The following is a 24,231-nucleotide window of genomic DNA, read 5'->3' as shown; positions in this document are numbered from 1 at the left end:
CGGCGCCCGCGGACGCCGCCACCCGGCTATCGCCGCGCCGAGGCCGCCAGCCACCCCCCGCCTGCCACCAGCGCGAGCGCCGCCGCCACGCGCCCGGTGAAGGCTCCCTCCCCCGCCACCACCAGCAGCAGGGTGGAGGCCACCGGCGTCGCGTAGGCGAGGGTGCCGAGCAGCCGCGGGTCGCCGCGCTTCATGCCGATGTCCCAGAGGAAGAACGCCGCGCCCACCGGCCCGGCGCCGAGCAGCAGCACCGCCAGCCACTGCCCGGCGCCGAGCGCCGGCACCGGCGCTTCGAAGGCGAGATGCGCGAGCCCCGCGAGCGCCGCGGTGGCGAGGCAGAACCCGGCCACCGCCTCGGTCGGCACCGCCGCCAGGCGCCGCGAGGTCACGGAGTAGAGCGACCAGACCAGCGCCGCCCCCGCCGCGCACAGGAAGCCGAGCGCGGGCGCCGGCGCCGCCGTGCCCGCCTCGCCGCCCGCCACGCCCGGCCCGACCAGCAGCACGCATCCCAGCGCGCCGAGCGCCACCCCCGCGAGCCGCCGCGGCCCGAGCGGCATGCCCAGCACCGGCGCCGACAGCAGCACCACCAGCAGCGGCCAGGCGTAGTTGACCAGGTTCGCCTCGACCGGCGGCGCCAGCGCCAGGGCGGCGAAGTAGAGCGCGTGATAGCCGAACAGCCCGCCCACCCCGTGCGCCCAGGCCCGCAGGGGCTGGCGCAGGAGCGACAGGCCGCCGCGCCGCCGCGCCATCACCACGCAAAGCCCGAGCGCCCCGCCAACGGCGAAGCCGAGCGCGGTCAGCGCCAGGGGCGGCACCCCGCCGGCGCGGCGCGAGAGCAGGGCGAGGAAGGCCCACAGGCCGAGCGCCCCGCAGCCGGCGAGCGTGGCATGGAAGGAGGGAGAGATGCCGCGGCTCCTCCGATCAGGGCCTCTTCCGGGGCCCGCGGAGCCCGGGGCCGGTCACCGCTCGCAGCGGATGAAGACGGTGGAGGGATGGGCGATGTCGCCCACCTCCGCCGCGCTGCGCTCGCCACGGACGCCCCCCGGCGGGCCGAACGCCGGGCGGATGCCGGCCTCGCGCAGGAAGTCCAGCACCTCCTCGTGGCGGATCGCGAAGTTCACGTTCTGCGGGATGTCGCCGAGCCGCGCCGCGACCCGCGCCGCGTTCAGCTTGGCCACCACCATCCCGATCACCTGGCCCTGCCGGTCGAGCAGCGGCCCGCCGGAGCTGCCGGGCTGCACCGGGGCGCTGATCTGGATCTGCGCCTCGTTGTCGCCGATGCCGGTCAGCGCCGAGACCTCGCCCGTGGTGAGGGTCGGGCCGGAGGAGAGCAGGCCGGCGAGCGGGAAGCCGTAGGTCACCACCCCCTCGCCGCGGCGCACCGGCCCGGAGCGGAAGCTGAGCGGCGGCCCGACCTCGCCGGGCACGGCGAGCAGGGCGAGGTCGCGGCGCTCGTCGGCGCGGACGGGCTGGCCGGGCGCGAACTCGCGCCCGTCCGCGGCGCGGACGACGATGCGGCCGCAATTGTCCACGACGTGGAGGTTGGTCACGACCGCGCCGTGGGCAACGACGAAGCCGGTGCCGGTGGAGCGGCGCACATAGGCTGGCGCGACGCCGCGCGGCATGGGGGTTTCCACGAGGACGCCGCCGCCCGGCGGCGTCCCGGGCGCGCGGGCGATGGCCCCGCCGCCGACGTGGCTCGCGCGCATCCCGGCGTCGGTGACGGTGATCTCCAGCACGGTGCAGACGTTCACCCGGCGCAGTTCGGCGCTGCGGCGGTCGGCCATGACCACGCGGAAGTCGTACTCGCCGGCGCGGGCGGCGCGGAACACCGCCGAGCGGCCGGGCGGCAGGCCCTGGGCCCGGAACTGGTCCGGCCCCCAGTCGGGCTGGCTCGCGTGGCTGAAGAAGAATTGCGCGATCGGGACGGACGAGGCGTTGGCGATCCGGAAGCGGGTGTCGCAGGCGGCCGGGGCGACCGGCAGGCCGGGCGGCGCGATCGGGCCGGCGAGGTGGGCCGGCGCCGGCGCGCAGGCGCCGGCGAGCGCGACGCCGACCGTCGCCAGGATGGCTGCGAGCAGGCGGAGCGGGCGGCGGGTCATGGCGCGAGGATGGGGTATGTCCGTCCCGGACGCAGCAAATTACGGCGGTTGCAGCCGCCCAACAACGCCCATGCGGCGGCGATCGCGGGCCAGGCCGCCGGGAGAGCGCGACGCGGCATCGGGCGGGAGGCGGGTCGCGTCGCGCAGGCGGCCGCCGCCCCTGGCCCCACCCCCGACATCTGCGTGAACCGCGTTCCGGTCGCGCCGCAGCGACGGCCCCGGCCGGGCGGCCGCCGCCTCGGGCCGCGGGAACGCCGGCCGCCCCGGACATGCGAGCGGCCCCCGTACGCGCCGCCGCTCAATGCGCCTCGGCCCAGCTCCGCCCGCTGCCGACCTCGACGGCGAGCGGCACGCGCAGCGTCGCCACCCCCTCCATCACCCGCCGCACCACGGCGCCGGTGGCCGCGACCTCCGCCTCCGGCACCTCGAACAGCAGCTCGTCGTGCACCTGCAGCAGCATGCGCGCCCCGAGCCCGGCGTCCTTCAGCGCCTTCGGCAGGCGCACCATGGCGCGCTTGATCACCTCCGCCGCGCCGCCCTGGAAGGGGGCGTTGATCGCCGCGCGCTCCGCTGCGGCGCGGCGCGCCGGGTCCTTGTGGTTGATCTCGGGGATCCAGAGCTTGCGGCCGAAGGGCGTCAGCACGAAGCCGTTGATGCGCGCGTCCTCCTTCAGCCGCTCCATGGTGTCGCGGATGCCGGGATACTGCGCGAAATAGGCCTCGATGATCTGCCGCGCCTCGCCCGGCGCGATGCCGAGCCGCGCGGCGAGGCCGAAGGCCGACATGCCGTAGATGATGCCGAAATTGATCGTCTTCGCCCGCCGCCGCGCCTCCCGGTCCACCTTGTCGGGCGGGATGCGGAAGATCTCCGAGGCGGTGCGGGCGTGGATGTCTTCGCCGCGCGCGAAGGCCTCGCGCAGCGTCGGCACCTCGGCGAGATGGGCGAGCAGCCTGAGCTCGATCTGCGAGTAGTCGGCGCTCACCAGCACGAAGCCCGGATCGGCGACGAAGGCGCGGCGGATGCGCGCGCCCTCCTCGGTGCGGACCGGGATGTTCTGCAGGTTCGGCTCGTTGCTCGAAAGCCGCCCCGTGCTGGTCACGGCCATCGAGAAGCTCGTGTGCACGCGCCCGTCGCGCGGGTCGATCGCGGCGAGCAGCCCGTCCACGTAGGTGGACTTCAGCTTGGCGAGCTGGCGCCAGTCCAGCACCCGGCGCGGGAGCTCGTGGCCGGTGACCGCGGCCAGCTCCTCGAGCACCGTCACGTCGGTCGAGTACTGGCCGGACTTGCCCTTGCGGCCGCTGGGCAGCTTCAGCTCCTCGAACAGGACCTCGCCGAGCTGCTTGGGCGAGCCGACGACGAAGGGGCGGCCGGCGAGGCGGTGGATCTCCGCCTCCAGCGCCGCCAAGCGGCCGGTGAACTCCTCGCCGATGCGCGCGAGCTCGGCGCCGTCCACGCGCACGCCGATCAGCTCCATGTCGCGCAGCACGCGGATCATGCGCCGCTCGACCTGCTCGTAGAGCGCGAGCGCGCCCTCCGGCCGCAGCCGGGGCCGCAGCAGCAGCCAGAGGCGCAGCGTCACGTCCGCGTCCTCGGCCGAGTAGGCGGTGGCCTTGTCGAGCGGCACCATCGCGAAGGGGAGGCGCGCGCGGCCGGTGCCCGTCACCTCGTCGTAGGGGATCGGGCGGTGGCCGAGGTGGCGCAGCGACAGCTCGTCCATCCCGTGCCCGTGGCGCCCGGCGTCCATCGCGTAGGAGATCATCATCGTGTCGTCCACCGGCCGGACGTCGATCGGCACGGTGGGCTCGCGCAGCATCACCTCGAGGTCGAACTTCGCGTGATGCAGCACCTTGAGCACGGTGCGGTCCTCGAGCAGCGGCTTCAGCGCCGCGAGCGCCGCCTCGGGCGCGAGCTGGGCGGGCGGCGGCGGCGCGAGCATGTCGGCCGTCCCCTCGGCCGGGGCGCGGCCGTGGCGCAGCGGCACGTAGCAGGCGCGGCCCGACGCGGTGGCGAGCGAGACGCCGACGAGCGGCGCGTTCAGCGCGTCGAGCCCGGCGGTCTCGGTGTCGAAGGCGACGACGCCGGCGGCCCTCGCCTCGGCGATCCAGGCCTGCAGCGCCTCGATCGTCGTCACCGTCTCGTAGGGGCCGTAGGGCTGGTCCAGGGCGGGCGCCGGGGCCGGCGCGGCCTCCGCCGGTCGCGCCGGCGTGCCGCCGGCCGCCCCGTCGAAGCCGAGGCGCGCGAGGATGCTGCGGAAGCCGTTCTCGCGCAGGAACCTCTCCAGCGCCGCGCGCGGCGGCGGGCGCGCCTCCAGCGCCTCGATCGGCAGGGTCAGCGGCGCGTCGGCGTCGAGCTTCACCAGGCGCTTCGAGAGCAGCGCCTGCTCGCGGTTGGCGAGCAGCGCCTCGCGCCGCTTCGGCTGCCTGATCCTCTCCGCGTTGTCGAGCAGCGCCTCCAGGCTGCCGTACTCGGCGATGAGCTGGGCCGCGGTCTTGACGCCGATGCCTGGGACGCCGGGCACGTTGTCCGTCGAGTCGCCGGCCAGCGCCTGCACGTCCACCACCTTCTCCGGCGGCACGCCGAAGCGCTCGATCACCTCCGCCTCGCGGATCGGCTTCTGCTTGATCGGGTCGAGCATCTCGACGCCGGGCCTGACGAGCTGCATCAGGTCCTTGTCGGAGGAGACGATGGTCACCCGCCCGCCCTCGGCGACGAAGGCCCTGGCGTAGGCGGCGATCATGTCGTCGGCCTCGAAGCCGGGCCGCTCGATCTTGGCCACGCCGAGCGCGTCGGCGGCCTCGCGGATCAGGGCGAACTGGGGCACCAGTTCCGGCGGCGGCTCGGGCCGGTGGGCCTTGTAGTCCGGGTAGATGTCGTTGCGGAAGGTCTGGCGCGAGGCGTCGAAGACGACGGCGATGTGGCTGCCGCGGTGCTCCGAGAGGAACTTCACCATCATCTGGACGAAGCCGTAGACGGCGTTCACCTGCGTCCCGTCCGGGCGCGTCATCGGCGGCAGCGCGTGGAAGGCGCGGAAGATGTAGCCCGAGCCGTCCACCAGGATGAGGTGCTTCTGCCCCGGCGGCGTGACCGGCACCGCCTCGGCCGCGGCCGCGGTCGCGCCCTCGGCCACGGGTCCGCGCGGGCGCCCGGCCTCCGGCGCGCGGCCGGATTCGGCGTCAGTGGTGTCCGTCGTCGTCACCCGCGCCGTCCTTGAGGACGTAGGTGATCGAGCAGTAGGGACAGGTGACCTCCCGCTCCGCGATGCGGAGCCAGACGCGGGGATGGCCGAGGCCGTCCATCCCGATCCGGCCGTCGCAGGGGACGCTCCGGCCCGTCACCTCGATGCGCTGCACCGGCGTGACGCCCTCGACGGGCTTCGGTGCGTACCCGGTCTGTCTCTCGTCGCGCATCCGTGTCTCTCGTCTCCGCCGCGCAAGGGAATGCACAGGAACTTCGCGCACCATAACAGGCGCGTGGCGGTGGACCAGCCCGGCCCTTTGCCCTAATCGTATGCAGCGCACGATCGCGTGAGCCGCATGAGCCTGCAGCAGCGCCCCACCCTCGCCGTCGAGATCGCCGGGCTGCGGAAGACCTATGCCGCCCGCGGCCCGGCGCCGGCGAAGGAAGCGCTGCGCGGCATCGACCTCGCGATCCCGACCGGCGCCTTCTTCGGCCTGCTCGGGCCGAACGGGGCGGGGAAGTCCACGCTGATCGGCATCCTCGCGGGCCTGGTCGCGAAGACGGCCGGCGTTGCCACCGTCTGGGGCGTGGACCTCGCCACGGACCCGATCGGGGTGCGCCGGCGCCTGATGGTGGCGAAGGCGATGGTGCACGACCCGCCCGTCCTGGTGCTCGACGAGCCCACGGCCGGCGTGGACGTCGAGCTGCGCGAGCAGCTCCGGCGCATGATCCGCGGCCTCAACGCGCGGGGCACCACCATCGTGCTCACGACCCACTACCTCGAGGAGGCGGAGACGCTCTGCGACCGGATCGCGATCATCGGCAACGGGCGCTTGGTCGCGCACGACACCACGGCCAACCTCATCGCGCGGGTCGACGACAAGGCGCTGACCGTCGCCCTCGACCGCGACCTCGCCGCCGTGCCCGCCGCGCTCGCCGGCCTCGACGCCGCGCTCGAGCCGCCGCGGCGGCTGACCGTCCGCTACCGGACGGGCGAGACGCGCGGGGAGGCGATCCTCGACGCGATCCGCGCCGCGGGGCTGCCCATCCTCGACGTGTCCACGCGCGGGGCCGACCTGAACGTGAGCTTCCTCCGCCTGGTGCGCGAGGGCCGCGCGGCCGACGAGGGGGCGCCGGCGCACGCGGCGCGCCCGGAGGCGGCATGAGGCGCCGCCGGCTCCTCCGGGCCGCCCTGGCCGGCGCGGCGGCGACCGCCACGGCAGCCTGCACGCCGCGCATGATCCCGATGGGCCCGCCGGTCGGCGAGCCGAGCCTCGCCGGGGACGCGCTGGTGATGGCCGACGGCGCCCGCCTGCCGCTGCACAGATGGCTGCCGCCGGGCGGCCGCCCGCCGCGCGCGGTGATCCTCGCCCTGCACGGGTTCAACGAGTACGCCCGCAGCTTCGCCGAGGACCCGGCGCCGCTGTTCACCGCCGCGGGCGTCGCGGTCTATGCCTACGACCAGCGTGGCTTCGGCCAGGCGCCGCACCGGGGGATCTGGGCCGGCGCCGAGACCCTTGCCCACGACGCCGCCACCGCGGCGCGCCTGATCCGCGCGCGCCATCCCGGCGTGCCGCTGGTCCTGCTCGGCGAGAGCATGGGCGCCTCGGTGATCATGGTCGCCGCCGCCTCCGCGGAGCCGCCGCCGGTGGACGGCTACGTGCTGCTCGCCCCGGCGGTCTGGGGGCGCAGCACCATGCCGGCGCTGGTGCGCTGGATCCTGGACGCGGCGGCCCGGACCATCCCGCTCGTCGCCTTCCGCAACACCGTGGGCGGCATCACGCCGACCGACAACATCGAGCGGCTGCAGCGCTGGTCGCGCGACCCGCTGATCATCCGCGAGACGCGCGTGGACGCCGCCAAGGGCCTGGTGGACCTGATGGACGAGGCGGTGGCCGCGGCGCCGCGCTTCGGCACCGCCTCGCCGCGCCACCCGCCGACGCTGCTGCTCTACGGCGCCCGCGACCAGCTCGTGCCGGCCGGGCCGACGCGCCGCGTGCTGCGCTCGCTGCCGGCGAGCGCGCGGGCGCGCGTCGGCTACTACGCGGAGGGCCACCACCAGCTCCTGCGCGACCGCAACGGGCCGGCGGTGGTGCGCGACATCCTCGCCTGGATCGAGGACCCGACGGCGCCGCTGCCCTCCGGCGCCGACGAGGCCGCGCAGGGCTGGATCGGCGAGGCGGCGTGAAGGAACGTCTCTCGCATCGGCGCGCCGCCGGCGCAGGCCGGCGCGCCCGGGGCTTGCCCGCTCGCGTTCGGTAAGGGGAGGCGGAGATGGCGGAGGCGCTGATCGTCGGGGCCGGCGAGGGCTATTCGGGCTCGCTCGCGCGGCTGCTCGCCCGCGAGGGCTACGCGGTGCGGCTCGCCGCGCGCGACACGGCGAAGCTCGCCGCCCTCTGCGCCGAGACCGGCGCCACGGCCCATGCCTGCGATGCCGCCGACCCGGCGCAGGTGGCCGCGCTGTTCGCCGCCGCGGGCGAGGCCGCGGAGGTGGTGGTGTACAACCCCTCCTACCGGGTGCGCGGGCCGGTCACGGAGCTCGATCCCGCGGAGGTGCGGCGCGCGCTCGAGGTCTGCGCCTTCGGCGGCTTCCTCGTCGCGCAGCAGGCGGCGCGGCGGATGCTCGCGCGCGGGCGCGGGGCGATCCTGCTCACCGGCGCCAGCGCGAGCGTGAAGGGCTATCCCCGCTCCGCGCCCTTCGCGATGGGGAAGTTCGCGCTGCGCGGCCTGGCGCAGTCGCTGGCGCGCGAGCTGCACCCGCAGGGCGTGCACGTCGTGCACATCGTCATCGACGGCGGCATCCGCGGCGCGGGCCGGCCCGATGCCGGCCGGGACACGCTGCTCGACCCGGACGCGATCGCGGCGACGGCGCTGCATCTGGTCCGCCAGCCGCGCAGCGCCTGGAGCTGGGAGATCGAGCTCCGGCCCTGGACCGAGACCTTCTAGCGCCGGCGCCGAACCGGGAGCGGCGACGTCAATGGGGCGCCTCCGCCCTCGCGAGCAGCGAGGCGAGGGTGGTGCTCGACAGGCTGTCGGTCAGCGCCCGCTCGGCGGCGCGGAAGGCCGGCCCGATCATGTCGGGGACGCGCCGCCCGATCGGGTCCTCGGGATTGGGCCGGTGCATCGAGAGGAGCGGGGTATCCGCCGGGTGGATGGCGCGCCAGACCTCGCCGAGGGTGATGCTCTCCGGCGGCCTGGCCAGCTCGGCCCCGCCGGGGCCGCGGCGCACCCGGATCAGGCCGGCCCGGGCGAGCCGGCCGGCGATGCGGCGGATCACCACCGGGTTGGTGTTCACGCTCGCCGCGATCCGCGCGCTGGTCGCCTGGCCGGACTGCTCGATGGCGAGCAGCAGCAGGATGTGCACCGCGACCGCGAAGCGCGTGGCAACCATGATGCTTTCACGTGCGATGGGCGCGCCGGTTCCCTCCCGCCCTTGACCGATGCGCGAACGAAGGGCGAACCTGCGCCATGAGCATCGCCCCCGCCCCCGCCGCGCGCACCGCCCTCGTCTGCCGCGCCGCCACCCGCTTCTGCCTGCGCCGGGGCTGGGCACCGGTGACGGAGGTGCCCCTCCCCAACGGCCGCCGCGCCGACATCCTCGCCCTGCTGCCCGACGGCGGCTTCGCGGTGATCGAGGTGAAGTCCGGGGCGCGCGACTTCCTCGCCGACGCGAAGTGGCCGGAATACCGCGAGTACTGCGACCGGCTGTTCTTCGCCGTGGACCTCGACTTCCCGCAGGAGCTGCTGCCCGAGGACGTGGGGCTGGTGGTCGCCGAGGCGGCGGAGGCGGCGCTGATCCGCGACGCGCCCGCGCACCCCCTCGCCCCGGCGCGCCGGCGCGCGCTGCTGCACCGCTTCGCCGCGCTCGCCGCGGCCCGGCTCGCGGCGGCGGAGGACCCGCTCGGCGTCGCGGAGCTGCGCGCAGCGCTGCGGGTGGAGTGATCCGCTCCCCGCCCCGGCGCTCAGTAGGACTTCGGCAGGCCGAGCACCCTCTCGGCGATGAAGCAGAGGACGAGCTGCGGGCTGACCGGCGCGATGCGCGGGATCATCGCCTCGCGCAGGTAGCGCTCGACGTGGTACTCCTTGGCGTAGCCGAAGCCGCCGTGGGTCATCACCGCCTGCTGGCAGGCCTTGAAGCCGGCCTCGGCGGCCAGGTACTTCGCGGCGTTGGCCTGCGGGCCGCAGGGCAGGCCGCGGTCGTAGCGCCAGGCGGCCTGCAGCGTCATCAGCCGCGCCGCCTCCAGCTCCATCCAGCACTCGGCGAGCGGGTGCTGGATCGCCTGGTTCTGGCCGATCGGGCGGCCGAAGACGACGCGCTCCCTCGCGTACTTCGCCGCGCGGTCGAGCGCGACGAGGCCGAGGCCCACCGCCTCCGCCGCGACCAGGATGCGCTCGGGGTTGAGGCCGTGCAGGATGTACTCGAAGCCGCGGCCCTCCTCGCCGATGCGGTCCTCGACGGGGACCTCGAGGCCGTCGAAGAACACCTGGTTCGAGTCCACGGCCTTGCGGCCCATCTTCTCGATCTCGCGCACCTCGACGCGGCTGCGGTCGAGCGTGGTGTAGAAGAGCGAGAGCCCCTCGGTGCGCCTGCGCACCTGCTCGGCCGGCGTGGTGCGGGCGAGCAGCAGCACCTTCTCCGCCACCTGCGCGGTGCTGATCCACACCTTCTGCCCGTGCACCACGTAGCGGTCGCCGCGCCGTTCGGCGCGCGTCCTGAGGCGCGTGGTGTCGAGGCCGGTGTTCGGCTCGGTCACCGCGAAGCAGGCGCGCTCCCGCCCCGCGATCAGCGGCGGGAGCATGCGGGCCTTCTGCTCGTCGCTGCCGAACACGACGACCGGCATCAGGCCGAAGATGTTCATGTGCACGGCGGAGGCGCCGCTCATCCCGGCGCCCGACTGGGCGATGGTCTGCATCATGATCGCCGCCTCGGTCACGCCGAGGCCCGCGCCGCCGTACCTCTCCGGCATGCAGATGCCGAGCCAGCCGTCCTTCGCCAGCGCCTGGTGGAACTCCGCCGGGAATCCGCCCTCGCGGTCGCGCGCGAGCCAGTAGTCGTCGCCGAATCCGGCGCAGATGCGCGCGACGGCGTCGCGCACGGCCTCCTGCTCGGGGGTGAGGGCGAAGTCCATGCGGCGGGTCCCGTTCCGGTCAGAGATGCGTGGTCCGCGCGGCGCGCCGGGGGAGGGCCATGCGCGTCCTCCCCCTCCTCATGCCATCGCCTGCGCGATCTCCCAGGCGCGCTCGGCGAGGCCGCGGTAGCGGTCGCGGTAGCCGATCGCGCTCGGGTCCGCGGCGTTGCCGTCCAGCGCGCGCCGCCACACGCCGGCGACGATCGCGGCGAGGCGGAACATCGAGAAGACGACGAAGGCGTCGATCCTCTCCGGCACCGCCCGGCCGGCATGGGCGCAGTAGCGGGCGACGAACTCGCGCTCCGTCGGGATGCCGGTGCCGGCGAGGTCCGCGCCCCAGGTGCCGGCGATGCCGTCCGGCCCCGGCGGGATGTGGTAGGTGAGGCAGGTGTAGCCGAGATCGGCCAGCGGATGGCCGATGGTGCAGAGCTCCCAGTCGAGCACCGCGACGATGCGCGGCTCCTCCGGGTGCAGGATCAGGTTGCCGAGGCGGAAGTCGCCGTGCGCGATCGCCGCCTCGTCGTCCTCCGGCAGGTGGGCGGGCAGCCAGGCGATGAGGCGGTCCATCGCCGGCATCTCCTCGACCTTCGAGGCCTCCCACTGCCGCGTCCAGCGATCCACCTGGCGCGCCATGTAGCGTTCCGGCCGGCCGAAGCCCTCGAGCCCCGCGGCGCGCCAGTCCACGCGGTGCAGGGCGGCGAGCACGCGCGCCATGTCCTCGTACACCGCCGCCCGCTCCGCGGGCTCGGCGGGCTGCATCACGCGGTCGGCGAAGACGCGGCCCGGCACGTGGTCCATCAGGAAGAACGGCGTGCCGATGACGGAGGGGTCCTCGCAGAGCAGCCGCGTGCGCGGCACCGGCACCGCGCTGCCCTGCAGGGCGCTGAGGACGCGGTACTCGCGCTCCACCGCGTGCGCGCTCGGCAGCAGCTTCCCGGGCGGCTTCTTGCGCAGCACGTAGGCGCCGGCCTCGGTCTGCACGTGGAAGGTCGGGTTCGACTGCCCGCCCTGGAACTGCCGCACCGTCACCGGCGCGCCGCCCCCGAAGCCCGGCAGCCGCCCGGCGAGGTAGCGCGTCAGCGCCGCCTCGTCGAAGCGGTGGTTCGGCAGCACCGGGACCAGCGCGGGAACGCCCCCGGTGGGCGCGGTCCCGCCCATGCCCGCCTCAGGCGTCGGCGGCCGCCGGCTGCCCGGCAAGCACGCCGCCATCCACCACGATGGTCTGTCCGGTCATGAAGGCGCTCGCCGGCGCGGCGAGGAACACCGCGGCGCCGGCGATGTCGTCCGGCTCGCCGAGGCGGAGCAGCGGCGTCTCGCGGATGCGCTTGCGCGCGTTCTCCGGGTTCTCCCACAGCGCGCGGGCGAAGTCGGTGCGCACCAGGCCCGGCGCGATGCAGTTCACCCGGATGCCCTTCGGCCCCCATTCGCAGGCGAGGTTGCGCGCGAGCTGCATGTCGGCGGCCTTGGAGATCGCGTAGGCGCCGAGCATGACCGAACCGCGGAAGCCGCCGATCGAGGAGACGATGATCGCCGACCCGCCGCCGCGCTCCGCCATCCCCGGGAACGCCATGTTGCAGAGCCAGAGGTTGCTCTTGATGTTCGAGGCCATGATGCGGTCGAAGGCCTCGTCCGGGATGCCGAGGGAGGGGCCGTAGTAGGGGTTGACCGCGGCGTTGCAGACCAGGACGTCGATCCGGCCCCAGCGCTCGGTGGTCCGGTCCACCAGCGCCTGCAGGTCCTCCTTGCGGCCGATGTGGCAGGCCTGCGCCACCGCCTCGCCGCCGCGCGCGCGGATCCCCTCCGCCACCTGCTCGCACGCATCGAGCTTGCGCGAGGAGACGACGACCCTCGCGCCGTGCTGCGCGAGGCGCTCGCAGATGGCGCGGCCGATGCCCTTGGAGCCGCCGGTGACGACGGCGACCTTGCCGGCGAGGTCGAACAGGGTGCCTTCCAGGCTTCGCGTCGTCATGCGGGCGTGTTCCTCGGCGGGCGGTACTGGTTGATCTCGAGCCGCGCGAGCTGGTCGCGGTGCACCTCGTCCGGGCCGTCCACGATGCGCAGCGTGCGCGCGTACTTGTACATCTGCGCGAGGCCGAAGTCGTCGGTCACGCCGCCGCCGCCATGCGCCTGGATCGCCCAGTCCACGACCTGGCAGGCCATGGCCGGCACGGCGACCTTGATCTCCGCGATCTCCCGCCGCGCCACCTTGTTGCCGACGGTGTCCATCCGCCAGGCGGCGTGCAGCACGAGCAGCCGCGCCTGGTCGATCAGGATGCGCGCCTGCGCGATGCGCTCGCGCGTCACGCCCTGGTCGGCGAGCGGGCGGCCGAAGGGCTTCCGCTCCAGCGCGCGGCGGCACATCTTCTCCAGCGCCCGCTCGGCCATGCCGATCGCGCGCATGCAGTGGTGGATGCGCCCGGGGCCGAGGCGGCCCTGGGCGATCTCGAAGCCCCGCCCCTCGCCGAGCAGGATGTTCGAGGCCGGCACGCGCACGTTCTCGAAGACCACCTCCGCATGGCCGTGCGGCGCGTCGTCGAAGCCGAAGACCGGCAGCATGCGCTTGATCGTCAGCCCCGGCGTGTCGCGCGGCACCAGGATCATGGACTGCTGGCGGTGCCGGTCCGGGTTGTCCGGATCGGTCTTGCCCATGACGATGAAGATCTTGCAGCGCGGATCGCCGGCGCCGGAGGAGAACCACTTCCGCCCGTTGATCACGTAGTGGTCGCCGTCGCGCACGATGCGCGTCTGGATGTTCGTCGCGTCGGAGGACGCGACGTCGGGCTCCGTCATCGCGAAGCAGGAGCGGATCTCGCCGGCGAGCAGCGGATCGAGCCACTGGCGCTTCTGCTCCTCGGTGCCGTAGCGCTCGATCGTCTCCATGTTGCCGGTGTCGGGCGCCGAGCAGTTGAACACCTCGCTCGCCCAGTGCACGCGGCCCATGATCTCGGCGAGCGGGGCGTATTCGAGGTTGGTGAGGCCGGCGCCGCGCTCCGAATGCGGCAGGAACAGGTTCCACAGCCCCGCCGCGCGCGCCTTCGGCTTCAGCTCCTCGAGGATCGGCACCGGCTGCCAGCGGTCGGCCATCGCCGCCTGCTGGGCGTGGTAGACCGGCTCGTTCGGGTAGATGTGCTCGTCCATGAAGGCGAGCAGCCGCGCGCGCAGCGCCTCGACCTTCTCGGAATAGGCGAAATCCACGCCTTCCCTCCCATGCTCCCCGCGCCCGCTGGAGCCGGGCCTCGGGCGTTCGCGGCGCACCGTAGGGACGGGGGGATTTGCGCGTCAAGCCGCGGCGCCCCGCGCGGGCCGGCGGCGCGGGAACCTTGTGCGCCGCCGCGCATTCCGGATGGTCGCGGCCCCGCCGGCCGCGCCGCCCGCACGGGAATGGCGCCGATGGACGTGCTGCTGGTCGAGCCCGACGCGGCCCTCCGCGCCCCGCTGGCCGAGGCGCTGCGCGCCGCGCGCCTGCGCACCGCCGCGGTGGGCAGCGGCGAGGACGCGCTCGCCGTCGCGCACGAGCAGCGGCCGCCCCGGGTGCTGGTCACCGCCATCGGCCTCGGCCCGGGCATGGACGGGTTCGAGCTGGTGCGCCGGCTGCGCGGCCGCTGGCCCGGCCTGCCCGTCGTGCTGACCGGCGAGGGGCCGGCGGCGCTCCGCGGCCGCGTGCTCGGCCGGCTCGACCGGTTCCTCGTCCGTCCGGTCGCGCCCGAGGCGCTGCTCGGCGCCGTGCGCGCGCTGGCCGACGGCGGCGCGCGGCCCCTGGCCTGAGGCCGGCGCGGCGCCTCAGAGGGAGGCGACGTTCTCCGGCCGGGCCGGGATCTCGCCCCGCTCGACCTGCTTCACCACGCGCGTGATCGCCTCGTTGGCCGGCGCCCTGATCCCGATGCGCGCGCCCTCGGCGGCGATGGTGCCGTTGATGAAGTCGATCTCGGTGCGCCGCCCCTTCGCCATGTCCTGCGCCATGGAGGGCCGCTGCATGTCGCTGCGCGCCGCCGCGTTGCTCTTGGCGAGGATGAGCGCCTCGACCTCCTCCAGCGCCGCGGCGTCCCCCTCCCCGGCGCGGGCGAGCAGCTCCGGCCTGAGGTTGCCGATGTCCTCCAGCGCGTAGCCGAGCGCCTGGCCGATCCGCACCGCCTCCGAGCCGAGGCGGATGGTGAAGCGCCGGATCGCGTCGTGCCGGTCGCGCTCGTTGCCGTTGAGGCCGGTCGCGGCGGAGACGCCGTTGCGCATGCCGTTGACGCAGAGCTTGGACCAGCGCTCGCCCCAGAGGTTCGTCGTCACGTGCACCGTGTCCACGCAGGCGACCATCTCGCCGAGCGCCCGGACGCGCGGCGTGATGCGCCCGTGCACCTCGCCGACGCGGAACACCGCGTGGCCGTCCGTGCCGCCGCGCGGCCCGGTGCGCACGATCCGCCCGGCCTCGACCAGCTCCGCCGAGATCGTGGCGGCGATCATGCCGACCGTGCGGCCCCAGCCGACGACGCCGGCGATGCGCTCCTCGTTGATGCAGTTCTGCAGGGAGACGACGTAGCCGCCCTCCGACAGGTACTGGGCGATCATCGCCGTCGCCCAGACCGTGTCGTAGGACTTGACCGCGACCAGGGCGATGTCCACCGGGCGCTGCCTGGCGATGGACTGCACCTCGGTGAGGTGCATCGCCGGCACCCGCACCACGCAGTGCTCCTCCGCCGTCATGCCGGAGATCTCGAGCCCGCGGGCGCGGATCGCCTCGACGTGCTCGGGCCAGGGGTCGATCAGCGTCACGTCGTGGCCGGCGCGGGCGAGGTGCCCGCCGACATAGCCGCCGATGGCGCCGGCGCCGATCACCGCGATCCTGGGCCGCATGCGTCGCCTCCTCCCCCGCGTCGCGCGACAGTAGCGCGGCGCGGGGGGCGCGCAAGCTCAGCCCTCGCGCACGCCCATGCCCTGCATGAAGCGCTGGCGGTGCAGCACCGGGTCGCGCGGCGTCTGCTTCGCCGGCCGCTCGGCGTCGATGCGCGCCGCGATCAGCCAGGGCCCGTCGCCGGCGAGCGCCTGCTCGGCCAGGGCCTCGAATTCCGCCTCGTCGCTCGCCCAGGCGCTCTGCGCGATGCCGGCGCCGCGCGCGACGGCGACGATGTCGGTTCCCGCCTGCGCCGCCGGCGTCGCCTGGCCGCCGGTGATGGCGTACACGCCGTTGTCCCAGACGACGATGGCGAGGTTCCTCGGCGCCCGCGCCGCCACCGTTGCGAGGCAGCCGAGCTGCATCAGCAGCGAGCCGTCGCCCTCCAGCGCGAACACCTTGCGCCGCGGCTGCGCGATGGCGACGCCGAGCGCGATCGGCACGGCGAGGCCCATGCTGCCGAGCATGTAGAAGTTCTCCGCCCGGCCCGCGCTGCTCGCCCAGAGATCGAAGTTCGAGAAGCCGATCCCGCCGACCACCGCCTCGTCCTTCAGCTTCGCCACGAGGCGCCGCGTCAGGTCGAAGCGGTTCATCACCCTGGTGTTGCGGAGCATCCGCGTCCCCTCCCCGCTCAAGACGCCACCTTGCCGCCGGTCAGCAGCGGCGAGAGGATCAGGCAGGCCGGCGCCTGCGTCCCGACCGCCTGGCGGATCGTGCGGTCCACGATGAACTCCGCCTCGTCGAGCCGCGTGATGGTGTGGTGCTCGACGCCGAGGGCGTCGAGCACGGGGCGCATCGTCCGGCACACCAGCGCCTGGCCGAGGTTGAACTCGCCGAGCGTGCCGCGCTCCGAGACCATCATCAGCAGCGGGATCTGGCAGGCGCAGGCGAGCGAGGCGAGCACGTTCGGCAGGGTCGCGAAGCCGCTCGTCTGCATCAGCACGATGCCGCGCATCCCGGCCATCCAGGCGCCGCAGACGATGCCGGCCGCCTCCTCCTCCCGCGCCGTCGGGAAGGCGGTGAAGAACGGGTCGGCGTGCGCGCCCTCGATCAGCGGCCGCAGCACGTTGTCGGGGACGTAGGTGACGAGCCGCACCTCGTTCCGCCTCAGCACGTCGAGCACGATCCCGTGCCAGCTCCTCGTCGTCGCGTCCGCCATCTCCAAGCCCCACCTCCGGGAGGGCGCGCAATGTGCCGCCGCCGCGGCGCGCCCGCAATGGCCCCTCCGGCGCCCCGGCCCTGCGGTCCGGCCCGCCCCCTTGCCTGCCCGCGGCGCCCGGCCGAAACTGCCCGCGCCGTCGCACAGCAGGGAGTCGCCGGGTGGCCGCCTTCAGGAGCACCGAACGCTACATCGCCTCGCGCGACCTCGAGGTGGCGGTGAACGCCGCCATCGCGCTGCAGCGCCCGCTGCTCGTCAAGGGCGAGCCCGGCACCGGCAAGACCGTGCTCGCGCACGAGGTCGCGCGGTCGCTCGGCTACCGGCTGATCGACTGGCACATCAAGTCCACCACCAAGGCGCAGCACGGCCTCTACGAGTACGACGCGGTCGCGCGCCTGCGCGACGGCCAGCTCGGCGACCCGCGGGTGCACGACATCGCCAACTACATCGTCCGCGGCAAGCTGTGGGAGGCCTTCGAATCGCCCGATCCTGTGGTGGTGCTGATCGACGAGGTGGACAAGGCCGACATCGAGTTCCCGAACGACCTGCTGCTCGAGCTCGACCGCATGCAGTTCCACGTGTACGAGACGCGGCAGACGGTCGTCGCGAAGCGGCGCCCCATCGTCATCATCACCTCGAACAACGAGAAGGAGCTGCCGGACGCCTTCCTGCGCCGCTGCTTCTTCCACTACATCCGCTTCCCCGACCGCGAGACGATGGAGCGCATCGTCCAGGCCCACTACCCCGACCTGCGCAAGGACCTGGTGCGGGAGGCGCTGAACGTCTTCTTCCAGATCCGCGAGGTGCCCGGCCTCAAGAAGAAGCCGGCGACCTCGGAGCTGCTCGACTGGCTCAAGCTGCTGATGGTCGAGGACCTGCCGCCCGAGGCGCTGCGCGCGAAGGAGGGCAAGCTGATCATCCCGCCGCTCTACGGCGCGCTGCTGAAGAACGAGCAGGACGTGCACCTGTTCGAGCGGCTCGCCTTCCTCTCGCGCCGCGCCGGCGCCTGACGGCCCGGCGTCGGTGTTCGCGACCTTCATCCTCGCGCTGCGCCAGGCGGGCCTGCCGGTCTCGCTGACCGAGTACCTGACGCTGCTCGGCGCGATGAAGGCGCGGGTCGCCGCCTACGACCTCGACGACTTCTACTACCTGAGCCGCGCGGCGCTGGTGAAGGACGAGCGCCACCTCGACCGCTTCGACCGCATCTTCGGCGAGGTGTTCCGGGGCCTCGAACGCCCGCCGGGCGCGCCCGAGGGGGAGATCCCGGAGGAGTGGCTGCGCCTCGTCGCCGAGAAGGTCCTCACGCCCGAGGAGATGGCGCGGATCGAGGCCTTGGGCGGCTTCGAGGCGCTGATGGAGACGCTGCGCCGGCGCCTCGCCGAGCAGGAGGGCCGCCACCAGGGCGGCTCGAAGTGGATCGGCACCGGCGGCACCTCGCCCTTCGGCGCCTACGGCTACAACCCCGAGGGCGTGCGCATCGGCCAGGACGGGTCGCGCCACCGCCGCGCGGTGAAGGTGTGGGACAGGCGCGAGTTCCGCGACCTCGACGACGACGTCGAGATCGGCACCCGGAACATGAAGATCGCGCTGCGCCGCCTGCGCCGCTTCGCGCGCGAGGGAGCGGCGACCGAGCTCGACATGCCGGGCACCATCCGCTCCACCGCGCACAACGCCGGCACGCTCGACCTCCGCCTGGTGCCGGAGCGGCGCAACGCGGTGAAGGTGCTGCTGCTGCTCGACATCGGCGGTTCCATGGACGACCACGTGCGGATCTCGAGCGAGCTGTTCTCCGCCGCGCGGTCGGAGTTCAAGCACCTGGTCCACTTCTACTTCCACAACTGCCCCTACGAGCGGCTTTGGCGGAGCAACCGCCGCCGCCGCGACGAGACGGTGCCGACCGCGGAGGTGCTGCGCACCTACGGGCCGGACTACAAGCTCGTCATCGTCGGCGACGCCTCGATGAGCCCCTACGAGATCACCCAGGTCGGCGGCAGCGTCGAGCACTGGAACGAGGAATCCGGGCGCGCCTGGCTGGAGCGGCTGACCGGCCACTTCCGCCGCTCCGCCTGGCTGAACCCGGTGCCGCAGGACTTCTGGGGGCACACGCGCTCGATCGGCATGGTGGGCGAGATCATGGAAGGGCGCATGTTCCCGCTGACGCTGCGCGGCCTCGACGACATGGCGCGCGAGCTGGTCCGGTAGGACCGCCGCTCAGCCGGAGGGCGAGGCCGCGCCGGTCAGCAGGTAGAGATGGCCCTTGGAGGACCGCTGGCGGATGGCCAGCGCCTCCTGGTACTGGGGGGAGCGGTAGAACGCCTCCGCCTGCTCGGGGCTGTCGAATTCCAGCACAACGACGCGCTTCGGCGAACGGTCGCCCTCCAGCGCCCGCGGCTCGCCGCCACGCACCAGGTAGCGTCCGCCATGCGCCGCGATCGCCGCCGCGGCGAGCGGCCTGTACTGCTCGTAGGTCGCCGGGTCGGTGACCTCGATCTCGGCGAAGATGTAGCCCTTCGGCACGGTGTCCTCCTTCCTCGCGCGGCGTTTCCCTACACGCGGTCCGGCCCGAGCGGCCGCAGCCGCACGCCGGGGCGCAGCCGCCGGTAGGGATATTTCGCCGGGTCCGCGCCGTAATAGCCCGGCGCGAGCACGACGATCACCGCCTCGGCGATCGGCTCGAACTCGCCCCGGAAATGGCAGGTGCTCTTGAGGGCGAGGATGCGCTGCCGCGCCGGCTCCACGCCGAGATGGCGGAACGGCGCCTGGTCGAGCGCCTGCAGCCGCTTGCTGGTGACCGCGACGGAGACGCCGCCCACGGTCAGCAGCGCCATCGGCCCGACATCCGCCTCCCGCCCGCCGGAGACGACGCCGGTGGTGCGGAACCTGCCGCTGCCGAGGCGCGCGACGCGGAAGCGCGCCTCGAAGGGCGTCACGCCCTCGGGTCCCGTCCGGCCGCCGAGCGCGATCCGCAGCTCCGCGCCCTCACCCGCCGCATGCGCGGCGCGGGCGGCCTCGGCGTCGCAGAGGAAACCGAGCACGGCGCCCTCCGCGCCCGCCTCCACCAGCGCGCGCAGCAGGCCCGTGGTGTCGGCGTTGCCGCCGCAGCCCGGGTTGTCCTGCGTGTCGGCGATCACCACCGGCCGGGTCGCGTCGCGCGCGATCGCCATCGCGCGCGCCACGCCCTCCTCCGGCGAGACCATCTCGACGGCGAAGTTCGGCTCCTGCATCACGATCTCGCGCAGCAGCGCGTCCGCCGCGCGGTCCGCCGCCTCCTGGCTCCAGCCGTGCGCGACCACCGCGGGTCCGCACCAGAACAGGTCGGAGGGCGGGAAGCCGGCGAGGTAGGAGAGGTTCACCAGCTCCCCCTCCGCCGCCGCCGACCGCGCGACGATGCTCCGCGACGGCTCGACCAGCGTGCACTGGTCGTTGAGCGGGATCAGGAACGGCGTCTTGCGCAGCGCGCGGCCCGGCGGGCGGCCGCGGCGGAGAAGGAGCTCCACCGCCCGCGCGGCCCGCTCGCCGGTCTCGATGCGGTCCACGTGCGGGTAGGTCAGGTAGCCGAGCAGCGCGTCCGTCGCCTGCACCATCTGCGGCGTGACGTTGGCGTGGTAGTCGAGGCTGATCGCGACCGGCACCGCCGGTCCGACGGCGGCGCGCACCCGGCGCAGCAGCTCGCCCTCGCCGTCCTCGAACTCCTCCGTCACCATCGCGCCGTGCAGGTCGAGATAGACCGCGTCCACCGGCATCGCCGCGGAGAGCCGCCCGACCATCTCGCCCGCGATGCGCTCGAAGGCGTCGCGCGTGACGAGGCCGCCGGCGCCGCCGCTGGTCCAGACCAGCGGCACGAACTCGTGCGCGCCGCCCATCGCCCCGAGGAAGCCCGAGAGGGCGAAGCTGGTGTCGGAGAGCCAGCGGATCACCTCCTCGCCGCGCACCAGCGGCGGGCGGTCGCGGTGGCTGGCGAAGTAGGCGAAGTCGGTCCTCGGCTCGACGAAGCAGTTGGTCTCGTGGTGGAACCCGCCGACCGCGATGCGCGCCACGGTGCCCGCCCTCCCCTCAGCCGAGCCGCCGCAGCGTGTCGTCGATCAGCGTCCGCGCGTCGTCCAGCGCGTCGGCCACGCGGTTGCGCTCGCGCACCAGCTTCGTCTCCAGCACCCAGCGCGCCTCGCCCTCCAGCTTCGGCAGCTTCGGCACGTCGTAGAGCGAGGGGATCATGGAGCCCTGCGGCGTGTACCCGTACGGATCGTGGCCGTAGGTCCCCTTCGCCGTGCTCGCCAGCGGCACCAGCATCCGCGAGAGGCGCTTGAGGCACGCGTTGAGCGTCTCCGCCGGCGCCTCGTCCGCCACCCCGCCGGCCGCGTAGCGCGCCCGCCACTGCTCCGCCGCCGCGTCCAGCCGCTGCGCCGCGGCGCGGAACTCCCGCGCCCGCTCCAGCGCGCCGGCGAGGCCGACGGAGGCGCCTGCGCCCGCGAGCGCGCCGAGCCGCTCGATGAACTGGTCGGCGACGGAGACGAACTCGAAGGGCAGCACCGGCGCCGTGCACAGCTCCCACAGCCATGCGCCATACACCCGCAGGTGCACCCCCATCAGCGACCAGTCGAGCTTGTCCATCGTGTTCTCGAGCGAATGGTGCCACCAGCCGAGGGTCGCGAGCGCCGTCGCCTTCAGCTCCGCCTCGGTGTAGCCCGTGTTGCCCGCGAGCATCGGCACGCCGAGCCCGAAGAAGGAGGAATCGCCGGTCTTCACCGCGCGCCGCCAGGAATTCGGCATGCCGCCGAGCACCTGCGCCTCCACCGCCTGGTGGAAGCGCCGCAGCTCGACGTTGGAGTTCGTGCCCCAGCGCGAGGTGCCGACGCAGCCGGGCTGGTCGATCTGCAGGTAGGCCACCGCGTGGCGCCGCAGCCGGTCCCAGTTGCGGTCCACGTACCAGGAGGAGCCGACCATCGTGCCGGTCTCGTGCGCGGTCCAGAAGCCGAACACCAGGCCGCGCCGCAGCTTGTCGCGGTGCTGCGCGAACACCCGCGCGAGCTCCATGATGACGGCGTTGCCCGCGGCGTTGTCGGTGGCCTGCGGGCCCGGCCAGGAGTCCTGGTGGCCGCCGACGACGACGAAGTCCTCGCCCCGCGGCGCGCGGATCTCGCCCACCGTGATCTGCACCGGCCGCCAGCCGTTCTCGACATGGGCGCGCATGCGCACGCGCACCGGCCCGGCCTTGAGCATCTCGCGCAGCGCGAGGCCCGCGGTGCGCGCGATGCCGATGCAGGGCAGGGTCGGCATCTCGTCGCGCAGCGCCTCGGGCGTCGGGTTGCCCCAGGCGGGCTTGACCGAGCCGAAGGGCACGGCGGTGTTCTCCGCATGGCCCCAGTTCATCATCACGCAGCCGGTCGAGCCCATCAGCGCGGCGATGCGCTGCTTCTCGTGCCGCGCCGGGTGGTAGGAGAGCTCGGAGAGCGTGATCTTCCCGGTCGCGTCGCGTCCCTCGTATTCCTCGAAGGCGCCGGAGGCGACGTCCATCAGCTCGCCGCTCACGCCCTCCGGCAGGGTCGGCAGGCTGTGGCCGAGCGTGTTCGCCTCGATCGCGATCGCGCGCGGCGCGAGGACCTGCAGCTCGCCCTTGCCGGGGAAGCTGACGAGGCCGGGCGTCTCCTGCACCTCGGCCGGCACGCCCGCCGCGCGCAGCGCGTCCCGGCTGTACTCCGCCATGCGCCGGCCGTTCTCGGAGCCGGCGAGACGGGAGGGGATCTCCGTCGTGATCCGCTCGACGTCGGCGCGCACGCGCGCGACGGAGAGGGCCTGGACGATGCTCTGCTGGGACATGCGGCGGGTCCTCTCCCGAGGGGGCGCGGCGCGGCGAGCATACGCCCGGGCGGGGCCGCGCGCGAAGCCCCTTCCCCGCCGCGCCCGCCGGCGGCACAGTCGCCGCAGGAGGGAGGAACGCCATGCCGAAGCGCCAGGTCACGTCCGAGCGGCTCCCGCGGCCGAGTGGACACTTCTCGCAGGCGACGATCACGGAGGCGCGCGGGCGCCTGCTGTTCATCTCCGGGATGCTGGCGAAGGGGCCGGACGGCAGGCTCGTCGGCATCGGCGACATCGCGGCGCAGACGCGCCAGGTCTGCGAGAACCTGAAGGCGGCGGTGGAGGCCGCGGGCGGCACGCTCGACGACATCTGCCGCGTGGACGTCTACGTCCGCAACATGGAGCACTTCGACCGCATCCACGAGGTGCGGCGCGCCTACTTCACCGGCGTGCCGCCGGCCTCGACGATGGTCGAGGTGACGAAGATGACGTCGCCCGACGCGCTGATCGAGATCAGCGCGATCGCCGTGCTGCCCTAGCGCAGCGCCGCGCCGCCGTCCGGATTTGACCGGCCGCCGCGGCGGAGCCTAGGCTCGTCCTGCGGGAGGAACCGGCGCCCCTGCGACCTGACACGCCAGCCGGGGGCGCTCCAGGTCGAACACTCCAAGTCGAAGAGGTGTGAGCATGAGCGCAGCCGCCGCCTTGCACGACAGTGCCGCCCTCGACGTCCGGCCCCTCGCGGGCGCCTGCGGGGCCGAGATCCACGGCATCGACCTCGCCGCCGACCTCGACGACGCGACCGTCGCCGCGATCCGCCGCGCGCTGCTCGACCACTGCGTCGTGTTCTTCCACGACCAGCGGCTCGACGCGGAGCAGCAGAAGGCGCTCGCCCGCCGTTTCGGCCCGATCTTCGTCCACCCCAACTTCAAGGGCACCGGCCCCGATCCGGAGATCGTCGAGATCCGCCGCGAGCCCGGCGACAAGCGCATCGTGGGCGAGGAATGGCACGCCGACACGACCATGGTCGCGGAGCCGCCGATGGCCGCGATCCTCTACGCCATCGAGGTCCCTCCCTATGGGGGCGACACGCTCTTCGCCAACCAGTACGCCGCCTACGATGCCCTGTCCGACGGCATGAAGCGCCTGATCGCGGGGCTCCGCGCCGTCCACTCCGACCGCAAGGTCGCGGGGCCGCAGGCGGGCCTGAACGCCCACCGCTCGACCAAGGTGCGCGAGGACGCGGAGTGGCGCGAGACGGTCAACCTCCACCCCGTCGTGCGCACCCACCCCGAAACCGGGCGGAAGTGCCTTTTCGTCAACCACTCCTACTGCATCGGCTTCGAGGGCATGACCGAGGCGGAGAGCAGGCCCCTGCTCGACTTCCTCATGGAGCACGGCCACCGTCCCGAATTCACCTGCCGCTTCCGCTGGCGCAAGGGCTCGGTCGCGTTCTGGGACAACCGGAGCGCGAAGCACCTCGCGGTCAACGACACGCCGAACTTCCGCCGCCACATGCGCCGCGTGCAGATCGCCGGCGACCGGCCGGCGTAGAGGAGGCGCCCCCATGCGCGACATCGTCCGCGGCGCCTACCCGCTCGAGAAGCGGGAGGTGGTGATGGAAGGCAAGGACATGCGGGCGAGCATCCTGACGCTCGCGCCCGGGCAGTGCGTGCCCTGGCACTACCACTCGGAGGTCACCGACGTCTTCTTCTGCCTCGAGGGGCCGATGGTCGTCGAGACCCGCGCACCGCGCGCGGAGCGCGTGCTGCAGGTCGGCGAGAGCCTCGCGGTGCCGCCGAGGACGGCGCACCACGTGCAGGGCCTGAACGGCGGCCGCTGCCGCTTCCTGATCCTGCAGGGCGTCGGCGACTACGACTTCCGCGGGGTGGGCGGCGCCTGAGCCACGCCCCGCCTGATACGCACGGCACCTGAGTCTGGCTCGTGGGGGATTCCGGCTTGGCTGTGATGGTGATTCGCTGTCTTCGCTGAGGA

The 24,231-nt window shown here is 74.0% G+C and carries 25 protein-coding genes; 10 read left to right on the top strand and 15 right to left on the bottom strand.

What is annotated here, in order from left to right; all coding sequences use genetic code 11:
* Positions 1-26: 26 nt before the first annotated feature.
* The 4 genes from yddG to IEX99_RS14470 all read right to left on the bottom strand — a co-directional run bounded on the left by yddG (position 27) and on the right by IEX99_RS14470 (position 5,509).
* On the bottom strand, positions 27-905 hold the full coding sequence (yddG, locus tag IEX99_RS14485; protein WP_188901762.1) for an aromatic amino acid exporter YddG: 879 nt from the start codon (positions 903-905) through the stop codon (positions 27-29).
* A 54-nt stretch (positions 906-959) separates the two neighbouring features.
* Entirely contained in the window at positions 960-2,102 is a 1,143-nt protein-coding gene (locus tag IEX99_RS14480) for a S1C family serine protease (protein WP_188901497.1), read from the bottom strand.
* 298 nt (positions 2,103-2,400) lie between these two features.
* Positions 2,401-5,193: a DNA polymerase I gene (polA, locus tag IEX99_RS14475; protein WP_229678055.1), complete on the bottom strand. Its 2,793-nt coding sequence runs from the start codon at positions 5,191-5,193 to the stop codon at positions 2,401-2,403.
* Positions 5,194-5,275: 82 nt separating this feature from the next.
* Complete coding sequence (locus tag IEX99_RS14470; RefSeq protein WP_188901495.1) at positions 5,276-5,509, bottom strand: zinc-finger domain-containing protein; 234 nt, start codon at positions 5,507-5,509, stop codon at positions 5,276-5,278.
* 126 nt (positions 5,510-5,635) lie between these two features.
* On the opposite strand from IEX99_RS14470, the gene IEX99_RS14465 reads away from it, so the two are divergent.
* The 3 genes from IEX99_RS14465 to IEX99_RS14455 all read left to right on the top strand — a co-directional run bounded on the left by IEX99_RS14465 (position 5,636) and on the right by IEX99_RS14455 (position 8,225).
* On the top strand, positions 5,636-6,445 hold the full coding sequence (locus tag IEX99_RS14465) for an ABC transporter ATP-binding protein (RefSeq protein ID WP_188901758.1): 810 nt from the start codon (positions 5,636-5,638) through the stop codon (positions 6,443-6,445).
* The gene (locus tag IEX99_RS14460) at positions 6,442-7,467 is read left to right on the top strand and encodes an alpha/beta fold hydrolase (protein ID WP_188901493.1); all 1,026 of its coding nucleotides are present in this window, start codon (positions 6,442-6,444) and stop codon (positions 7,465-7,467) included. Before IEX99_RS14465 ends, IEX99_RS14460 begins: the two co-directional genes overlap by 4 nt.
* A gap of 86 nt (positions 7,468-7,553) precedes the next feature.
* Positions 7,554-8,225 (top strand): SDR family NAD(P)-dependent oxidoreductase, encoded by a 672-nt coding sequence (locus IEX99_RS14455; protein ID WP_188901491.1) that lies wholly within the window; start codon positions 7,554-7,556, stop codon positions 8,223-8,225.
* A 28-nt stretch (positions 8,226-8,253) separates the two neighbouring features.
* Here the strand turns inward: IEX99_RS14455 and IEX99_RS14450 are convergent, their stop codons facing one another.
* On the bottom strand, positions 8,254-8,670 hold the full coding sequence (locus tag IEX99_RS14450; protein ID WP_188901489.1) for an Rrf2 family transcriptional regulator: 417 nt from the start codon (positions 8,668-8,670) through the stop codon (positions 8,254-8,256).
* A gap of 77 nt (positions 8,671-8,747) precedes the next feature.
* Here IEX99_RS14450 and IEX99_RS14445 point away from each other — a divergent pair, with 77 nt between their 5' ends.
* Positions 8,748-9,221 carry an MmcB family DNA repair protein gene (locus tag IEX99_RS14445; RefSeq protein ID WP_188901487.1) on the top strand — a complete coding sequence of 158 codons (474 nt, stop codon included), beginning with the start codon at positions 8,748-8,750 and terminating at the stop codon, positions 9,219-9,221.
* A gap of 20 nt (positions 9,222-9,241) precedes the next feature.
* Here the strand turns inward: IEX99_RS14445 and IEX99_RS14440 are convergent, their stop codons facing one another.
* The 4 genes from IEX99_RS14440 to IEX99_RS14425 form a co-directional block, all read right to left on the bottom strand.
* Positions 9,242-10,408, bottom strand: a complete 1,167-nt coding sequence (locus tag IEX99_RS14440) for an acyl-CoA dehydrogenase family protein (RefSeq protein ID WP_188901485.1) — start codon at positions 10,406-10,408, stop codon at positions 9,242-9,244.
* A gap of 78 nt (positions 10,409-10,486) precedes the next feature.
* On the bottom strand, positions 10,487-11,566 hold the full coding sequence (locus IEX99_RS14435) for a phosphotransferase family protein (RefSeq protein ID WP_188901483.1): 1,080 nt from the start codon (positions 11,564-11,566) through the stop codon (positions 10,487-10,489).
* Between the two features lie 7 nt (positions 11,567-11,573).
* A complete protein-coding gene (locus IEX99_RS14430; protein WP_229678045.1) occupies positions 11,574-12,377 on the bottom strand; it encodes an SDR family NAD(P)-dependent oxidoreductase in 804 nt (267 codons plus the stop codon).
* The gene (locus tag IEX99_RS14425) at positions 12,374-13,603 is read right to left on the bottom strand and encodes an acyl-CoA dehydrogenase family protein (RefSeq protein WP_188901481.1); all 1,230 of its coding nucleotides are present in this window, start codon (positions 13,601-13,603) and stop codon (positions 12,374-12,376) included. The genes IEX99_RS14430 and IEX99_RS14425 overlap by 4 nt, the downstream gene beginning before the upstream one ends.
* Positions 13,604-13,798: 195 nt before the next feature.
* Between IEX99_RS14425 and IEX99_RS14420 the strand changes: the two genes are divergently transcribed.
* The gene (locus IEX99_RS14420; RefSeq protein ID WP_188901479.1) at positions 13,799-14,173 is read left to right on the top strand and encodes a response regulator transcription factor; all 375 of its coding nucleotides are present in this window, start codon (positions 13,799-13,801) and stop codon (positions 14,171-14,173) included.
* A gap of 15 nt (positions 14,174-14,188) precedes the next feature.
* On the opposite strand, the gene IEX99_RS14415 is transcribed toward IEX99_RS14420, so the two are convergent.
* From IEX99_RS14415 to IEX99_RS14405, 3 genes are read right to left on the bottom strand one after another with little or no spacing between them, the layout of a single operon-like run.
* Positions 14,189-15,250: a ketopantoate reductase family protein gene (locus IEX99_RS14415; RefSeq protein WP_188901477.1), complete on the bottom strand. Its 1,062-nt coding sequence runs from the start codon at positions 15,248-15,250 to the stop codon at positions 14,189-14,191.
* A 57-nt stretch (positions 15,251-15,307) separates the two neighbouring features.
* Positions 15,308-15,901, bottom strand: coding sequence for a thiamine pyrophosphate-dependent enzyme (locus IEX99_RS14410; protein WP_188901475.1), 594 nt, complete (start codon positions 15,899-15,901; stop codon positions 15,308-15,310).
* Positions 15,902-15,918: 17 nt separating this feature from the next.
* Positions 15,919-16,446, bottom strand: coding sequence for a thiamine pyrophosphate-binding protein (locus IEX99_RS14405; protein ID WP_188901473.1), 528 nt, complete (start codon positions 16,444-16,446; stop codon positions 15,919-15,921).
* A 161-nt stretch (positions 16,447-16,607) separates the two neighbouring features.
* On the opposite strand from IEX99_RS14405, the gene IEX99_RS14400 reads away from it, so the two are divergent.
* Positions 16,608-17,456 (top strand): AAA family ATPase, encoded by an 849-nt coding sequence (locus IEX99_RS14400; RefSeq protein ID WP_188901471.1) that lies wholly within the window; start codon positions 16,608-16,610, stop codon positions 17,454-17,456.
* A 13-nt stretch (positions 17,457-17,469) separates the two neighbouring features.
* A complete protein-coding gene (locus IEX99_RS14395) occupies positions 17,470-18,648 on the top strand; it encodes a vWA domain-containing protein (protein ID WP_188901469.1) in 1,179 nt (392 codons plus the stop codon).
* A 9-nt stretch (positions 18,649-18,657) separates the two neighbouring features.
* Here the strand turns inward: IEX99_RS14395 and IEX99_RS14390 are convergent, their stop codons facing one another.
* Genes IEX99_RS14390 through IEX99_RS14380 form a run of 3 tightly spaced genes read right to left on the bottom strand, consistent with a single transcriptional unit; the run spans position 18,658 to position 22,260 of the window.
* Complete coding sequence (locus tag IEX99_RS14390) at positions 18,658-18,963, bottom strand: DUF1330 domain-containing protein (RefSeq protein ID WP_188901467.1); 306 nt, start codon at positions 18,961-18,963, stop codon at positions 18,658-18,660.
* Between the two features lie 29 nt (positions 18,964-18,992).
* Complete coding sequence (locus IEX99_RS14385) at positions 18,993-20,483, bottom strand: M81 family metallopeptidase (protein WP_188901465.1); 1,491 nt, start codon at positions 20,481-20,483, stop codon at positions 18,993-18,995.
* 16 nt (positions 20,484-20,499) lie between these two features.
* Positions 20,500-22,260: a M28 family peptidase gene (locus IEX99_RS14380; RefSeq protein WP_188901464.1), complete on the bottom strand. Its 1,761-nt coding sequence runs from the start codon at positions 22,258-22,260 to the stop codon at positions 20,500-20,502.
* Between the two features lie 122 nt (positions 22,261-22,382).
* On the opposite strand from IEX99_RS14380, the gene IEX99_RS14375 reads away from it, so the two are divergent.
* The 3 genes from IEX99_RS14375 (at position 22,383) to IEX99_RS14365 (ending at position 24,139) form a co-directional block, all read left to right on the top strand.
* On the top strand, positions 22,383-22,778 hold the full coding sequence (locus IEX99_RS14375; protein ID WP_188901461.1) for a RidA family protein: 396 nt from the start codon (positions 22,383-22,385) through the stop codon (positions 22,776-22,778).
* A 145-nt stretch (positions 22,779-22,923) separates the two neighbouring features.
* A complete protein-coding gene (locus IEX99_RS14370) occupies positions 22,924-23,790 on the top strand; it encodes a TauD/TfdA dioxygenase family protein (RefSeq protein WP_188901459.1) in 867 nt (288 codons plus the stop codon).
* Between the two features lie 13 nt (positions 23,791-23,803).
* The gene (locus tag IEX99_RS14365) at positions 23,804-24,139 is read left to right on the top strand and encodes a cupin domain-containing protein (protein ID WP_188901458.1); all 336 of its coding nucleotides are present in this window, start codon (positions 23,804-23,806) and stop codon (positions 24,137-24,139) included.
* Positions 24,140-24,231: the final 92 nt, after the last annotated feature.

Origin of the sequence: Caldovatus sediminis (assembly GCF_014644455.1) — a bacterium.
Lineage (GTDB): Bacteria > Pseudomonadota > Alphaproteobacteria > Acetobacterales > Acetobacteraceae > Caldovatus > Caldovatus sediminis.
This window is presented reverse-complemented; position numbering and strand designations above follow the sequence as displayed.

Bases quoted from the DNA above. Each gene is read 5' to 3' on its own strand.
- IEX99_RS14480 (WP_188901497.1), bottom strand. From the start codon at position 2,102: ATGACCCGCCGCCCGCTCCGCCTGCTCGCAGCCATCCTGGCGACGGTC.
- IEX99_RS14470 (WP_188901495.1), bottom strand. From the start codon at position 5,509: ATGCGCGACGAGAGACAGACCGGGTACGCACCGAAGCCCGTCGAGGGC.
- IEX99_RS14465 (WP_188901758.1), top strand. From the start codon at position 5,636: ATGAGCCTGCAGCAGCGCCCCACCCTCGCCGTCGAGATCGCCGGGCTG.
- IEX99_RS14460 (WP_188901493.1), top strand. From the start codon at position 6,442: ATGAGGCGCCGCCGGCTCCTCCGGGCCGCCCTGGCCGGCGCGGCGGCG.
- IEX99_RS14455 (WP_188901491.1), top strand. From the start codon at position 7,554: ATGGCGGAGGCGCTGATCGTCGGGGCCGGCGAGGGCTATTCGGGCTCG.
- IEX99_RS14450 (WP_188901489.1), bottom strand. From the start codon at position 8,670: ATGGTTGCCACGCGCTTCGCGGTCGCGGTGCACATCCTGCTGCTGCTC.
- IEX99_RS14445 (WP_188901487.1), top strand. From the start codon at position 8,748: ATGAGCATCGCCCCCGCCCCCGCCGCGCGCACCGCCCTCGTCTGCCGC.
- IEX99_RS14440 (WP_188901485.1), bottom strand. From the start codon at position 10,408: ATGGACTTCGCCCTCACCCCCGAGCAGGAGGCCGTGCGCGACGCCGTC.
- IEX99_RS14435 (WP_188901483.1), bottom strand. From the start codon at position 11,566: ATGGGCGGGACCGCGCCCACCGGGGGCGTTCCCGCGCTGGTCCCGGTG.
- IEX99_RS14430 (WP_229678045.1), bottom strand. From the start codon at position 12,377: ATGACGACGCGAAGCCTGGAAGGCACCCTGTTCGACCTCGCCGGCAAG.
- IEX99_RS14420 (WP_188901479.1), top strand. From the start codon at position 13,799: ATGGACGTGCTGCTGGTCGAGCCCGACGCGGCCCTCCGCGCCCCGCTG.
- IEX99_RS14415 (WP_188901477.1), bottom strand. From the start codon at position 15,250: ATGCGGCCCAGGATCGCGGTGATCGGCGCCGGCGCCATCGGCGGCTAT.
- IEX99_RS14410 (WP_188901475.1), bottom strand. From the start codon at position 15,901: ATGCTCCGCAACACCAGGGTGATGAACCGCTTCGACCTGACGCGGCGC.
- IEX99_RS14405 (WP_188901473.1), bottom strand. From the start codon at position 16,446: ATGGCGGACGCGACGACGAGGAGCTGGCACGGGATCGTGCTCGACGTG.
- IEX99_RS14380 (WP_188901464.1), bottom strand. From the start codon at position 22,260: ATGTCCCAGCAGAGCATCGTCCAGGCCCTCTCCGTCGCGCGCGTGCGC.
- IEX99_RS14375 (WP_188901461.1), top strand. From the start codon at position 22,383: ATGCCGAAGCGCCAGGTCACGTCCGAGCGGCTCCCGCGGCCGAGTGGA.
- IEX99_RS14370 (WP_188901459.1), top strand. From the start codon at position 22,924: ATGAGCGCAGCCGCCGCCTTGCACGACAGTGCCGCCCTCGACGTCCGG.
- IEX99_RS14365 (WP_188901458.1), top strand. From the start codon at position 23,804: ATGCGCGACATCGTCCGCGGCGCCTACCCGCTCGAGAAGCGGGAGGTG.